Annotated in this window: 8 protein-coding genes; 6 read left to right on the top strand and 2 right to left on the bottom strand. The window is 62.4% G+C overall.

All coding sequences use genetic code 11. The annotated features are described in order from the left end of the window. Positions 1-92: 92 nt before the first annotated feature. The 4 genes from ptsP (at position 93) to HU755_RS06520 (ending at position 7363) form a co-directional block, all read left to right on the top strand. Positions 93-2954, top strand: coding sequence for a phosphoenolpyruvate--protein phosphotransferase (gene ptsP, locus HU755_RS06535; protein ID WP_186630982.1), 2862 nt, complete (start codon positions 93-95; stop codon positions 2952-2954). Next, the gene (pfkB, locus tag HU755_RS06530; protein ID WP_186630981.1) at positions 2954-3895 is read left to right on the top strand and encodes a 1-phosphofructokinase; all 942 of its coding nucleotides are present in this window, start codon (positions 2954-2956) and stop codon (positions 3893-3895) included. Before ptsP ends, pfkB begins: the two co-directional genes overlap by 1 nt. Positions 3896-3906: 11 nt before the next feature. Continuing rightward, positions 3907-5640 (top strand): PTS fructose-like transporter subunit IIB, encoded by a 1734-nt coding sequence (locus HU755_RS06525; protein WP_186630980.1) that lies wholly within the window; start codon positions 3907-3909, stop codon positions 5638-5640. A gap of 181 nt (positions 5641-5821) precedes the next feature. Next, positions 5822-7363 carry an alkaline phosphatase gene (locus HU755_RS06520; protein ID WP_186630979.1) on the top strand — a complete coding sequence of 514 codons (1542 nt, stop codon included), beginning with the start codon at positions 5822-5824 and terminating at the stop codon, positions 7361-7363. Between the two features lie 120 nt (positions 7364-7483). Here HU755_RS06520 and HU755_RS06515 read toward each other — a convergent pair whose 3' ends face one another. Both HU755_RS06515 and HU755_RS06510 read right to left on the bottom strand, forming a co-directional pair. Then, positions 7484-10012, bottom strand: a complete 2529-nt coding sequence (locus HU755_RS06515; RefSeq protein WP_186631022.1) for a PepSY domain-containing protein — start codon at positions 10010-10012, stop codon at positions 7484-7486. Between the two features lie 236 nt (positions 10013-10248). Then, the gene (locus HU755_RS06510) at positions 10249-12552 is read right to left on the bottom strand and encodes a TonB-dependent siderophore receptor (protein ID WP_186630978.1); all 2304 of its coding nucleotides are present in this window, start codon (positions 12550-12552) and stop codon (positions 10249-10251) included. A 207-nt stretch (positions 12553-12759) separates the two neighbouring features. Between HU755_RS06510 and HU755_RS06505 the strand changes: the two genes are divergently transcribed. Continuing rightward, complete coding sequence (locus HU755_RS06505; RefSeq protein ID WP_186630977.1) at positions 12760-13440, top strand: Fe2+-dependent dioxygenase; 681 nt, start codon at positions 12760-12762, stop codon at positions 13438-13440. Further along, positions 13437-14195 (top strand): tetratricopeptide repeat protein, encoded by a 759-nt coding sequence (locus HU755_RS06500; protein ID WP_186630976.1) that lies wholly within the window; start codon positions 13437-13439, stop codon positions 14193-14195. Before HU755_RS06505 ends, HU755_RS06500 begins: the two co-directional genes overlap by 4 nt. The last annotated feature ends 94 nt before the right edge of the window (positions 14196-14289 follow it).

Raw genomic sequence — 14289 nt, 5'->3', positions numbered from 1 at the left:
CCAAAACTGCCGCTGAAAAGCGCGGCAGAGCGCCTAAGCTGTGACCATTCAAAACAATACCTGGCGTTGAACTGCGCCAAAAAGGAGATCGCATGCTCGAGCTCACTATAGAGCAGATATCCATGGGCCAGTCGGCCGTGGATAAACCCGCCGCCCTGCAATTGCTCGCCAGCCATCTGGTCGCCGACGGTCTGGTCGCCGATGGCTACCTCGCCGGCCTGCAGGCCCGGGAAGCCCAGGGCTCGACCTTTCTCGGTCAAGGCATCGCCATTCCCCACGGCACCCCGCAAACCCGCGATCAGGTGTTCGCCACCGGTGTGCGCCTGATGCAGTTTCCCGACGGCGTCGATTGGGGCGATGGCCAGATCGTTTATCTGGCGATCGGCATCGCGGCCAAATCCGACGAACACCTGCGCCTGCTGCAACTGCTGACCCGCGCCCTCGGCGAGACCGATCTGGGCCAGGCCCTGCGTCGCGCCAGTTCCCCCGAAGCGCTGCTGAAACTGCTGCAAGGCGCGCCGCAGGAACTCGCACTGGACGCTCAAATGATCGGCCTCGGTGTCTCGGCCGACGATTTCGAAGAGCTGGTCTGGCGTGGCGCGCGTCTGCTGCGACAGGCCGATTGCGTGAGCAACGGGTTTGCCGGCGTGTTGCAGCAAGTCGAAGCGCTGCCACTGGGCGATGGCCTGTGGTGGTTGCACAGCGAGCAAACCGTGAAACGCCCCGGTCTGGCGTTCGTCACCCCGGACAAACCGATGCGCTACCTCGGTCAACCGCTCAGCGGTCTGTTCTGTCTGGCGAGTCTGGGCGAAGCGCATCAGGCATTGCTTGAGCGTTTGTGTGCGCTGTTGATCGAAGGTCGCGGCCATGAACTGGGCCGCGCCACCAGCAGTCGCAAAGTCCTCGAAGTGCTTGGCGGCGAGTTGCCCGCCGACTGGCCGAGCGCGCGCATCGCGCTGGCCAACGCCCATGGTTTGCATGCGCGCCCGGCGAAGATTCTGGCGCAACTGGCGAAAAGCTTTGACGGCGAAATTCGCGTGCGCATCGTCGACAGCCAGGACAGCGCCGTGTCGGTGAAAAGCCTGAGCAAACTGTTGAGCCTCGGCGCCCGGCGCGGTCAGGTGTTGGAGTTGATCGCCGAACCCAGCATCGCCTCCGACGCCTTGCCAGCCCTGCTCGCGGCAATTGAAGAAGGCCTTGGTGAAGAAGTCGAGCCGCTGCCGGCCGTGAGTCAGCAGCGCGAAGTCATTGCCGATATCGCCGAAGTGCTGGTCGCCCCAGCCTCCGGTAGCCAGTTGCAAGCGATCCCGGCAGCCCCCGGCATCGCCATCGGCCCGGCGCATATTCAGGTGCAGCAAACCATTGATTACCCGTTGCGTGGCGAGTCCGCCGCGATCGAGCGCGAGCGTCTCAAGCAAGCGCTGAGCGACGTACGCCGCGACATTCAGGGCTTGATCGAACGGAGCAAGGCCAAAGCGATTCGCGAAATCTTCATCACCCACCAGGAGATGCTCGACGACCCGGATCTGACCGACGAAGTCGACACCCGCCTCAAGCAAGGCGAAAGCGCTGAGGCGGCGTGGATGGCGGTGATCGAAGCGGCGGCGAAACAACAGGAATCGCTGCAGGACGCCTTGCTCGCCGAGCGCGCGGCGGATCTGCGTGATATCGGCCGTCGTGTGCTGGCGCAGTTGTGTGGCGTACAAACCGCGAGCGAGCCTGAGCAACCTTACATTCTGGTGATGGACGAAGTCGGTCCGTCCGATGTGGCGCGGCTCGATCCGGCGCGTGTCGCCGGGATTCTCACCGCGCGCGGTGGTGCCACCGCGCACAGCGCCATTGTTGCGCGCGCCCTCGGTATTCCGGCATTGGTCGGCGCGGGTGCGGCGGTGCTTTTGCTCGAACCGGGCACGCCGCTGCTGCTCGATGGCCAACGCGGCCGTTTGCATGTCGATGCAGATGCCGCGACATTGCAACGCGCTGCCGAGGAACGCGACACTCGTGAACAACGCCTGAAAATCGCCGCCGAACAACGCCATCAACCGGCACACACCACCGACGGCCACGCCGTCGAAGTGTTCGCCAACATCGGCGAAAGCGCCGGCGTGACCAGTGCGGTGGAGCAGGGCGCCGAAGGCATCGGCCTGCTGCGCACCGAACTGATTTTCATGGCCCACCCGCAAGCGCCGGATGAGGCGACCCAAGAAGCTGAATACCGTCGCGTCCTCGATGGTCTGGCCGGGCGACCGCTGGTGGTGCGCACGCTGGACGTTGGTGGCGACAAGCCGTTGCCGTATTGGCCGATCGCCAAGGAGGAAAACCCGTTCCTCGGCGTGCGCGGTATTCGCCTGACCTTGCAGCGTCCGCAAATCATGGAAGCGCAGTTGCGTGCCTTGCTGCGCTCGGCCGACAACCGTCCGCTGCGGATCATGTTCCCGATGGTCGGCAGCGTTGATGAATGGCGTCAGGCCCGTGATATGACCGAGCGTCTGCGTCTGGAAATTCCGGTCGCTGATCTGCAACTGGGGATCATGATCGAAGTGCCGTCAGCCGCATTGCTTGCGCCGGTACTGGCCAAGGAAGTCGACTTCTTCAGCGTCGGCACCAACGACCTGACCCAATACACCCTGGCCATCGATCGTGGTCATCCAACGCTGTCTGCACAAGCGGACGGCTTGCATCCGGCGGTGCTGCAACTGATCGACATCACCGTGCGCGCGGCCCATGCCCATGGCAAGTGGGTCGGTGTCTGCGGCGAACTGGCGGCCGATCCGCTGGCGGTGCCGGTGCTGGTCGGCCTCGGTGTCGACGAGCTGAGCGTGTCCGGTCGCAGCATTGCCGAAGTCAAGGCGCGCATCCGCGAACTCAGCCTGACCCAGGCGCAAACCCTTGCTCAACAGGCCTTGGCCGTGGGCAGCGCCAACGAAGTGCGCGCATTAGTGGAGGCCCTGTAATGGCCAGGATTCTTACTCTGACCCTCAACCCGGCGCTCGACCTCACCGTCGAGCTGGCGCGGCTGGACGCCGGTCAGGTCAATCGCAGCGACGAGATGCACACCCATGCCGCCGGCAAGGGCGTGAACGTCGCGCAGGTGCTGGCCGACCTCGGCCATCAAGTCACCGTCAGCGGCTTTCTCGGTGAGGACAACCTGCAAGCCTTCGAAACCCTGTTTGCCAAACGCGGTTTTGTCGATGCGTTTATTCGCGTGCCGGGCGAGACCCGCAGCAACATCAAAGTCGCCGAGCACGACGGACGCATCACCGACATCAATGGTCCTGGGCCCAACGTTGACGCGGCGGCGCAGCAGGCGTTGCTCGATCGCCTCTTGCAGATCGCACCGGGGCACGATGCGGTGGTGGTCGCCGGCAGCTTGCCGCGCGGCGTCAGTGCGCAATGGTTGCGTGCGTTGATCGAAAAGTTGAATGAGCTTGGCTTGAAAGTCGCCCTCGACTCCAGCGGCGAAGCCTTGCGCGCCGCGTTGCAGGCCCGCCCCTGGCTGATCAAGCCGAACACCGAGGAACTGGCCGATGCGCTCGGTTGCGAAGTGGTTTCGCCGACCGCCGAAGCGCAAGCCGCTGCACGCTTGCATGCGCAGGGCATCGAGCACGTGGTGATTTCCCACGGCGCCGACGGGGTGAACTGGTTCAGTGTCGGCTCGGCTTTGCATGCCTCGCCGCCGAAAGTCAGCGTCGCCAGCACAGTCGGTGCCGGTGACTCGTTGCTGGCCGGCATGCTCCACGGGTTGCTCAGTGCCGACACACCCGAGCAGACCCTGCGCACGGCCACGGCGATTGCCGCGATGGCGGTGACCCAGATCGGTTTCGGCATCAACGACGCCGCGCACCTGGCGCAGCTCGAACAGGGTGTGCGCGTACGCCCCCTGACAGAACAATAAGAGGGTTTGTCATGAAGTTAGCCATTGTTACGGCTTGCCCCAACGGCATGGTCACCAGTGTCCTGTGCGCGCGTCTGCTCGATGCGGCGGCGCAGCGTCAGGGCTGGAGCACCAGCGTGGAAGTGGTCGATCCGGCGCACCCGGAACGTGAATTGTCGGCGGCGACGATCGAAGCCGCCGAGTGGGTATTGCTGGTGAGTACGGGGACGGTGGACATGACCCGCTTCGTCGGCAAGCGGGTGTTCCAGATTGCGCCGGCGCAGGCGTTGCAGGAGGTCGAAGCGGTGCTGCGGCGGGGCGCTGAAGAAGCTGAAGTCTACGTCGCCAGCGAAGTCGAACCGGCGATTGATACGCCGCGTGCGCCGCGCATCGTCGCCGTTACGGCATGCCCGACGGGTGTCGCGCACACCTTCATGGCTGCCGAGGCTTTGCAGCAGACCGCCAAGCGCCTGGGTTATGAATTGCAGGTTGAAACCCAAGGCTCGGTCGGCGCGAAAACTCCGCTCAGCGCAGCGGCCATCGCTGAAGCCGACGTCGTGCTGCTGGCGGCGGATATCGACGTCGCCACCGAGCGTTTTGCCGGCAAGAAAATCTATCGCTGCGGCACCGGGATTGCACTCAAGCAGTCCGAAGCCACGTTGAAAAAAGCCTTGGCCGAAGGTGCTGTGGAAAGCGCAGCAAGCGACGGCAAGGCCCCGGCCAAGTCAGAAAAAACCGGCATCTACAAACACCTGCTGACCGGTGTGTCGTACATGCTGCCGATGGTCGTGGCCGGTGGTCTGCTGATCGCATTGTCGTTCGTCTTCGGCATCACTGCCTACAAGGAAGAAGGCACGTTGGCGGCGGCGCTGATGCAGATCGGCGGGGAAACCGCGTTCAAACTGATGGTGCCGCTGCTGGCCGGTTACATCGCCTATTCGATTGCCGACCGTCCGGGCCTCGCGCCGGGGATGATCGGCGGGTTGCTGGCAGGCACCCTGGGCGCCGGGTTCATCGGCGGGATCATTGCCGGTTTCATCGCCGGTTACGCCGCCAAAGCCATCGCCCGCTATGTGAAATTGCCGCAGAGTCTGGAAGCGCTGAAACCGATTCTGATCATTCCGTTGCTCGCCAGTCTGGTCACTGGTCTGGTGATGATTTACGTGGTCGGCAAACCGGTCGCTGGCATGCTTGCCGCACTCACGCAGTTCCTCGACAGCATGGGCACCACCAACGCGATTCTGCTCGGCGTGTTGCTTGGCGGGATGATGTGTGTGGACCTTGGCGGGCCGATCAACAAGGCGGCCTATGCATTCTCGGTGGGGCTGCTGGCCTCGCAGAGTTACGCACCGATGGCCGCGACCATGGCCGCCGGCATGGTGCCGCCGATTGGTTTGGGCATTGCCACGTTTATCGCGCGGCGCAAGTTTGCCCAGACTGAGCGCGAGGCCGGCAAGGCGGCCTTCGTGCTGGGCCTGTGCTTCATTTCCGAAGGAGCGATTCCGTTTGCCGCGAAAGATCCGCTGCGGGTGATTCCGGCGAGCATCGCCGGCGGTGCGCTGACCGGTGCACTGTCGATGTACTTCGGCTGCAAGCTGATGGCGCCGCACGGTGGACTGTTTGTGCTGGCCATTCCGAATGCGATCAACCATGCGCTGTTGTACCTGCTGGCAATTGTCGCAGGGAGCCTGGTGACGGCGGTGGTGTATGCGCTGCTCAAGCGGCCTGAGACTGTCGAGCTGGCAGTCGAACCCGTCAACGCCTGACAACGCCATCTCCCTGTAGGAGTGAGCCTGCTCGCGATAGCGGTGTGTCAGTTAGCATTGATGTTACTGACCCACCGCTATCGCGAGCAGGCTCACTCCTACATTTGAATTGCGGTGTGGCCGATGTCATGGCGGTTTCACACAGCCATGCTTAAGTTTTCCCTTTTGCAGGGAGAACACCATGAGCGATTTCAACCTCGGGCGCCGTCGCGTCGTGCAAGCCGTCGGTGCCGGTCTGTTGCTGCCGGGGCTGGCGCCGGCAGTGATTGCCTCGGTCAAGGATCGCCCGCAACTCACCGACGGCGTGCAGTCCGGCGACCTGCTCGGCGACCGCGCGATGATCTGGAGCCGCAGCGACCGCCCGGCACGGATGGTGGTCGAATGGGACACCCGCAGCCTGTTCGGCAACCCGCGTCGTCTCGTCTCGGCCCTGGCCGATGCCCGCACTGATTTCACCGCCCGCGTCGAACTCAGCGGCCTGCCCGCCGACCAGGCAATTTTCTATCGCGTGCACTTCGAAGACGCGCAAAGCGGCGTTCCCAGCGAGCCATGGTTCGGTCATCTGCGCAGCGTGCCAACGTCAAAGCGTGACTTGCGTTTTGTCTGGAGCGGCGACACCGTCGGCCAAGGCTTCGGCATCAATCCGGACATCGGCGGCATGCGCATCTACGAAGCCATGCGCCTGCGCCTGCCGGACTTCTTTATCCACAGCGGCGACACGATCTACGCCGACGGCCCGGTGCCGGCACAGCTCACCACCGAAAACGGGCGTATCTGGCGCAACATCACCAGCGAAGCCAAGAGCAAAGTCGCGCAGACCCTCGATGACTATCGTGGCAATTACCGCTACAACCTGATGGACGAAAACGTCCGACTCTTCAATGCCCAGGTGCCGCAGATCTGGCAGTGGGACGACCACGAAGTGGTCAACAACTGGTCGCCGGGCAAGCAGCTCGACGAGCGCTATCAGGAGAAAGATATCCACAAGCTGGTTGGCCGTGCGCGACAGGCCTGGCTCGAATATGCACCGATGCGTTTACAGGCGGCGGACGGTGGCGGGCGAATTTATCGCAAGCTGAGTTACGGGCCGATGCTTGATGTGTTTGTGCTGGATATGCGTAGCTATCGTGAGGCCAACGATGACAACCTGGGTGCGGCAAAGCCGTTCCTGGGACGTGAGCAACTGGACTGGCTCAAGCGTGAGTTGAAAGCGTCGAAGGCGCAGTGGAAAGTCATTGCGGCGGACATGCCCATCGGCCTTGGCGTGCCGGACGGCGAGGTCAGTCCGGGTGTTGCGCGTTGGGAAGCGGTGGCCAACGGCGACCCCGGTCCGGCGCAGGGGCGTGAATTGGAAATCGCCGAACTGCTTGGCTATCTGCGGGCACAGCAGGTGCGTAATTTCGTCTTTCTCACGGCGGATGTGCACTACTGCGCCGCGCATCACTATCACCCGGATCGCGCGGCGTTTCAGGATTTCGAACCGTTCTGGGAATTCGTCGCGGGGCCATTGAACGCAGGTAGTTTCGGGCCGAATCCGCTGGACAAGACGTTTGGGCCTGAGGTGGTTTTCGAGAAAGCGCCTGCCGAACAAAACACCTCGCCGTTTGCCGGGTTTCAGTTTTTTGGCGAGGTGAATATTGAAGGGCAGAGCGGCGAGATGAGTGTGGTGTTGCGGGATCTGGATGGGGTGGCGGTGTTCGAACAGAAACTACAACCGGTCTGAACGCCGCGCCCTCTGTGGGAGCGAGCTTGCTCGCGAAAGCGGTGTGTCAGTTGATAGATATACCGACTGACACGACCCCTTCGCGAGCAAGCTCGCTCCCACAGTTGGGTGTGAATAATGTCAGTAAACGTCGCGGCGATAGCGGCCCTGTTCGATCAGACGTTCGACTTCAGCGCTGCCGAGGATGTCGGTGAGTGCCTGGTCCACGCCTGAGGCCATCCCTTGAAGGCTGCCGCAGATATAGATGACGGCACCATCAGCCAGCCATTGCTTGAGCTCATCCGCCGACTCACGCAAGCGATCCTGCACATAAACCTTCTCGGCCTGATCCCGCGAGAACGCCAGGTCCAGCCGTGCCAGATCACCGTTGATCAACCACTCCTCCAGTTCGGCGCGGCAGAGGAAATCGTGTTCGCGATTGCGCTCGCCAAACAGCAGCCACTGGCGCTGCTGGCCGTCGGCAATGCGTGCTTTGAGCAAGCTGCGCAAACCCGCCAGACCGGTGCCGTTGCCCAGCAGAATCATCGGCAGCGGCTCGTTCGGTAGATGGAAACCACTGTTGCGTCGCACGCGCAGGCTGATACTGCCGCCCACTGGCGCATGCTCGGTGAGCCAGCCAGAGCCGACGCCGAGGCTGCCGTCGCTGTGCTGTTCCTGGCGCACGATCAGCTCCAGCACGCCATCGGCGGCGATTGAGGCGATCGAATATTCGCGCATGGCCAGCGGCACCATCGCATCGACCAGCGCTTGCGCATGCAGGCCGACCAGATGCGCGCGGTGTTCCGGTAGCTGGCGCGAGGCCAGGGCCACTTCCAGCGGCTCGTCGAGGCCGTTGACCTTGACGATGGTCTCGCCTCGGATGCCGAGGCCGTCGAGGAAATGTTCGATGGCCCACGGACAGTTGCGCGGCAGCACTTCGACCAGATCGCCGGCCAGCCAACTGCTGGTGTCCGGCGCTTTTAGACCGAGCAGGTAAACCGGCGCACCGCTGCTGTCGGGGTTCATCAGTTCGCGGCGCAGCAGCGTCCAGTTGGCGTAGCTGGGCGCTTGCCAGGTTTCGGCCGGTGCTTGGCCAGTGAGCTGGCCGAGTTGCGTCTGCCAGTGGCGCAGGGCGTAGGGATCGCCGCTGTCGACTTCCACCGGAGCAAACAGCGACTTGCCACCGTGTTCGCTTAGCCACTGGTGCAGGCGTTTGGCGAAGCCGCAGAAGTGCTGATACTGACGATCGCCAAGACCCAGCACCGCATAATTCAGGCTGTCGAGCGCAGAGGCCTTACCGAGAACCTTGCGCTCAAAACCGCGCGCACTGTCCGGCGCTTCGCCGTCACCGAAGGTGCTGACCACAAACAAGGCGTTGCTCGAATCACGCAAATCCTGCTCGCTGACATTGGCCAGCGGCTGCACCTTCACCGGCAACCCGGCGGCCTGCAATTGGCCGGCGGTCTGCCACGCCAGTTGCTCGGCGAAACCGCTTTGGCTGGCGAAGCCGATCAGCCACGCCGAAGCCTCGCTGGCCGGTTGTTCAAGACCTTTTCGTGCGTCCTTGATGTGCTTTTTCTTGCGCCGACGGTCGAGATACAGCAGCCATCCGGTGATGAAGAACAGCGGCATGCACACCGCTGCCAGCGTGACGATGATGCGTCCGACCAGACCGAAATAGCTGCCGACGTGCAGCGCATAAATGCTGGTCAGCAGTTGTGCCTTGAAGCTTTTTTCCGCATAGCGATCAACGCGTTTGACCACGCCGGTTGCCGGGTCGAGGGTGATCTGGTTCAGCGCGCGGTCGTGGGGCGAACTGTCGAGCAGATAGAACACCGTCGCCGGTTGGCCGGCCACCGCCGGCATGCGAATGTTGTACGCGGCCAGGCCGGGGCCGGCGGCGCTGTAGATGCTGCTCCACATCGCTGCGTAGTCGGCCGTCGGCGCCGGGCCTTCCGGCGCCGGGCCGCGACCGCCGCGCACGCGCTCATTTTGCGGCGCGTCGGAAAGCAGCCGGGTCAGGCCCTTGTTGTACCACTCGTACGACCACGACAACCCGGTCAAGGCCAGCAGCAGATACACCAGCAGACACCAGGTACCGGCCACCGAGTGCAGGTCCCAATTGAACGCGCGACCCTTCTTTTTCCAATCCAGCGTCAGCCACACGCGCCAGCTGTTCCACTGACGTGGCCAACGCAGATACAAACCGGAAAGGCAGAAGAACAGCAGCATCAGGGTGCAGGCGCCAGTGATGTTGCGCCCGGTATCACCCATCGCCAGAAAGCGGTGCAGTTGCAGCATCAGGCCGAAAAAGTCCTGACCGGTGGCGTCGCCCTTGAACTCGGCGGTGTACGGATCGAAGTAGCGCATCTCGCCACGCCGTTCACCCTTGGGCGGGGTGAAGAACACCCGCGCGGCGTGGCCGCTGTCGGTCTCGACCCAGAGCATCGCGACTTTCTTGCCGGATGCGGCTTCGATGCGTTCTACCAGTTCAACCGGCGGCAGGACCCCGGCGACCTGTTTTTCCACCTGCAGCACTGACGGATTGAGCGCCCGCAGGATTTCGTCCTGAAAGGAATAGGCTGCGCCGGTGATGCCCATCAGGGCCAGCACCAGGCCTGCGGTGATGCCAAAAAACCAGTGCAACTGGAACAGGGTTTTCTTCAACACGTCACTCGCCGTCCGTTCGGAAATTGTCATCACGGCGCGCATTATGCCGTGGGTTATCGAGAAGCGTTCTTTCTTACGCACAAAAGCCCCGTTCAATTGAATGAACGGGGCCGGAGCTGTTGAACCTATCTCCTGTGGGAGCGAGCTTGCTCGCGAATGCAATGGATCAGTGACATTGATGCTGACTGACCCACCGCTTTCGCGAGCAAGCTCGCTCCCACAGGTTTCCAAAGCGATCAGAAGTGGAAATTGGTGCTCAACAGCGCCGTCCGGCCCGCCGCCTGGTTGGCGAAGTGGGTCGAGAAGGCTTTGTCGTAATAGGTTTCGTCGGTCAGGTTTTGCACGTTGAGTTGCAGGTCGACGTTCTTCGTCAGCTTGTAGGCTGCCATTGCGTCGTAACGCACATACGAGTCGACCATGGTGGTGTTTGCCGTACTGCCGTAGACGTCGTCGACATAGAACGCGCCACCACCGATGGTCAGCTTCGGCGTGACCTGATAGGTGGTCCACAGGCTGGCGCTGTTTTTCGGTGTGTTCGGCAGGTCGTTGCCGTCGTTGGCGCGACCGAACGGGCCACCATCAACCTGCTCGCTGTCCATGAACGCGTAACCGGCAAACACCTGCCATTTATCGGTGAGCTTGCCGCTGGCCGACAGTTCGAAGCCTTGCACGCGGGTCTTGCCGGCGTTCTCGTACGAGCTTGTGTCGACCTGCACGCGGGCGTTTTCTTTCTCGGTGCGGAAGATGTCAGCGGTCAGCGACAGGCGATCGTTGAGCAGATCCCACTTGGTGCCGATCTCGTAGTTCTTGGTGGTTTCCGGCTCCATGTCGCTGCTCAGCAGGTTGCCGCTGCGATCCGGTGTACCGCCCAACGGGTTGCCTTCCTGGCCTTCGCCGAGGGTGTTGCCCGGCGGGGTCGCGGAGGTGGCGTAGGAGGCATAGATGCTGCCGTTTTCCGCCGGCTTGTACACCACGCCGAACTGACCTGTAACGAACTCGCTGGTGTCATCGCCCTTGGAGGTGGTGCGGCCGGCGGCGTTGTAGGTTTTGTAATCGGTATCGAAATGGTCGTAACGCAGGCCCATGTTCACCAGCCACTGCTCGGACAACTCCAGCGTGTCGAACACGTACAGCGCGTAAGTGTCGGCCTGAGTGTCGGTGCCGGCGTAGTTGCGCGAGATCGCACCGTTCCACGGATCGTTCGGGTTCGGGTTCGACAGCGAGGTGCAGTTGTAACCGCTCGGCGCGCCGATCAGGCCCGGGTTGCAGTTGGTGGTCACAGCGCCGGTGCGCGGCGTGGTGTCAGTGTTGACGTTGTACGAGGATTTCTCGCTCTGCTCGCGGGTGTATTCGACACCGGTGGAGAAGCTGTTCTTGAAGCCGGCCACGTAGAAGGTGCCGAACAGGTCGGTCTGGTTGGTGGTGGTCTCGGTGTTGCTCACCCGAGTATTGGCGCGACGCCAGACGCTGCCGTTGTTGACGTTGCCCTTGCTGTCGTCCGGCTGAGTGAGGATGTAATCCTGCATGCTGGTGCCGTGGCGCAGAGTGTTCTTGATCGTCAGCGCGTCGTTCAGGTCATGCTCGATGGCGAACGTCGCGGTGTCGGTGCGGCCCTTGCGGAAGTCGCGGTCCAGACCGTAGAAGTTCTCATGGTCACCGCCGGCGTACGGCTTGTCCGGATTGGACTTGGTGCGCGGGTTCGACAGCGTATACGGAATGCCCGAATCCGGAGTGTCGTTGCTTTCCAGGTGGTAGTAATCGAGGTTGACGCGGGTGTCGGTGCCCAGGCCGAACGCCAGAGACGGTGCGATACCCCAGCGGTCGTAGTCGACCTTGTCGCGACCGGCGACGTTGCTCTCGTGGCTCATCAGGTTGAGGCGGCCGGCAGCGCTGTCGCTGAACTGATAATTGCCGTCGAGGGTGTAGCGCTGGGTCTGGTCGGAGCCGTAGGTGAAGCCGCCGTCGAACGAGTTGCCCAAGTGGGCCTTCTTGCTCACCAGGTTGATGCTGCCGCCGGCTGCGCCACGGCCGCCAATGGCCGAGTTCGGACCTTTGCTGACTTCGATGTTTTCGACGGCGAAGATCTCGCGGCTCTGCGCACCGGTGTCGCGCACGCCGTCTAGGTAGGTGTCGCCCTGGGCGTCGAAGCCGCGAATGAACGGACGGTCGCCCTGCGGGTTGCCGCCTTCACCGGCGCCGAAAGTGATGCCCGGCACGGTGCGCAGCGCGTCCTGCATGTTCAGGGCGCCGGTGTCTTTGAGCACCTGTTGTGGAATCACGGTGACCGAGCGCGGCGTGTCAACCAGCGGGGCGGTGTACTTGGGCGAGGAGGCTTTTTCGACCTGATAGGACGTCGGGTCCTGAGCTTCGCCGGTGATGGCGGTAGCGTCCAGGGCGATGGCATTGCCGGAAGCTTTGCTCTCGGTTTTTTCCGCAGCGAATACCATCTGGCCAGCGGACCCGGCGGTGATTGCCACACCGATCGCAGAAGCGAGCAGACGTGGTGAACTGACCGGTAATTGAGCGTGTAGACGTGCCATTTTTATTCCCCTCCCCAAGGATTTGAGGCGGCGGAATATAGGGTAAACAGGTATTCGTATCAATTGCGAAACATTGCTAACTGCACTGAATTTACATTCTTTACAATTTCACCTTACGGTTTTTGCCCTTTCGTTCGTCTCCCGGGTTTTACACAGCCAATAAGAATCAATACCATTGGCGACTCTTTGCCATCAGGTGACATTGCCATGCTGCTGCACATCCCCGGACTGTTCGCAAAAGAAGAGGTGCAGCGCATTCGCCAGGCTCTGGAGCAGGCGGATTGGGCCGATGGCAAAATCACTGCGGGCTTTCAATCGGCCAAGGCCAAGCACAATCTGCAACTGCCTGAAGGCCATCCACTGGCCAAGGAAATCGGCGCGGCAATGCTTGAGCGGCTTTGGAAGAATCCGTTGTTCATGTCTGCCGCGCTGCCGCACAAAGTGTTTCCGCCGTTAGTCAACTGTTACACCGCGGGGGGCAGTTTCGATTTCCATATCGACAACGCCGTGCGCCAGCCCAAGGGCAGCATCGAGCGGGTGCGCACTGATCTGTCGGCGACACTGTTTTTCAGCGAGCCGGAGGATTACGACGGCGGTGAGCTGGAAATTCAGGACACCTACGGCACGCAACGGGTGAAGCTGCCGGCCGGCGACATGGTGTTGTACCCCGGCACCAGTTTGCACAAGGTCAACGCCGTCACCCGTGGCGCGCGTTATGCCTCGTTTTTCTGGACGCAAAGTCTGGTGCGCGAAGACAGCCAACGCGCGTTGCTGTTCGAGATGGACAGTGCGATTCAGCAACTGACTCAGGACGTTCCCGATCACCCTTCGTTGATTCGCCTGACCGGCACGTATCACAACCTGCTACGGCGTTGGGTCGAGGTATGACTTTCCAGTTACGCCGCGAAGAAATCCTTGATGCAGCCGGGCTGGCGGCGATGCTTGAAGAAAGCCCCGCCCGCGCCGCGCAGGCGATTTTGCTCGCGGCGGGCGAGGGCGAAGTGGAAGCGCAGGCCTTGCTTGGACAGATTCTGCTCGACGGCCATGGGATCGCACAGGATCAACCCTTGGCACTGCGCTGGTTCGGCATCGCCGCCGGACGCGGGCATCTGATGGCGCGCAACATGCTTGGGCGCTGTCATGAGCATGGCTGGGGTTGCGCGGCGGATGCCTCGGTTGCCGCGCAGCATTATCGAATCGCCGCGCAGGCCGGGCTGGATTGGGCGATGTACAACCTCGCCAATCTGCTCGCGACCGGGCGCGGTGTGACGGTGGATTATCGGCAGGCGCTGGCGTTGTATCGGCGCGCGGCTAAGTTGGGCCATGCGAAATCGATGAATCTGCTCGGGCGCTATCTGGAGGAAGGGCAAGTGTGTCCGGCCGATCCTGCTGCGGCGCGCGACTGGTATCGGCGCTCGGCTGAGGCTGGGGATTTTCGTGGGCAGTTCAGTTATGCGGCGGTGTTGGCGGGCGAGGGGAGTATCGATGAGGCCGTTCTCTGGCTTGAGAAGGCCCTGGCCGGCGGTAATCTGAATTTCCTGCGAGTAGCTAGCCAGACGCTCGCTGATGCGACAGATCCGATGATCCAAGCCCTGGCGACCCGATATCAGTTGCGTGCAGATGAACTGAGCCGCACCGCATAACCCTGTGGGAGCGGGCTTGCTCGCGAAGGCGCTGGGTCATTGCAGACGATGCTGACTGACACGACGCTTTCGCGAGCAAGCCCGCTCCCACAAA

Source organism: Pseudomonas sp. SWRI111 (assembly GCF_014268555.1).
Classification (GTDB): domain Bacteria; phylum Pseudomonadota; class Gammaproteobacteria; order Pseudomonadales; family Pseudomonadaceae; genus Aquipseudomonas; species Aquipseudomonas hamedanensis.
This window is presented reverse-complemented; position numbering and strand designations above follow the sequence as displayed.

Excerpts from the sequence above, each read along its gene's own strand:
- ptsP (WP_186630982.1), top strand. The coding sequence starts at position 93 with ATGCTCGAGCTCACTATAGAGCAGATATCCATGGGCCAGTCGGCCGTG.
- pfkB (WP_186630981.1), top strand. The coding sequence starts at position 2,954 with ATGGCCAGGATTCTTACTCTGACCCTCAACCCGGCGCTCGACCTCACC.
- HU755_RS06525 (WP_186630980.1), top strand. The coding sequence starts at position 3,907 with ATGAAGTTAGCCATTGTTACGGCTTGCCCCAACGGCATGGTCACCAGT.
- HU755_RS06520 (WP_186630979.1), top strand. The coding sequence starts at position 5,822 with ATGAGCGATTTCAACCTCGGGCGCCGTCGCGTCGTGCAAGCCGTCGGT.
- HU755_RS06510 (WP_186630978.1), bottom strand. The coding sequence starts at position 12,552 with ATGGCACGTCTACACGCTCAATTACCGGTCAGTTCACCACGTCTGCTC.
- HU755_RS06505 (WP_186630977.1), top strand. The coding sequence starts at position 12,760 with ATGCTGCTGCACATCCCCGGACTGTTCGCAAAAGAAGAGGTGCAGCGC.
- HU755_RS06500 (WP_186630976.1), top strand. The coding sequence starts at position 13,437 with ATGACTTTCCAGTTACGCCGCGAAGAAATCCTTGATGCAGCCGGGCTG.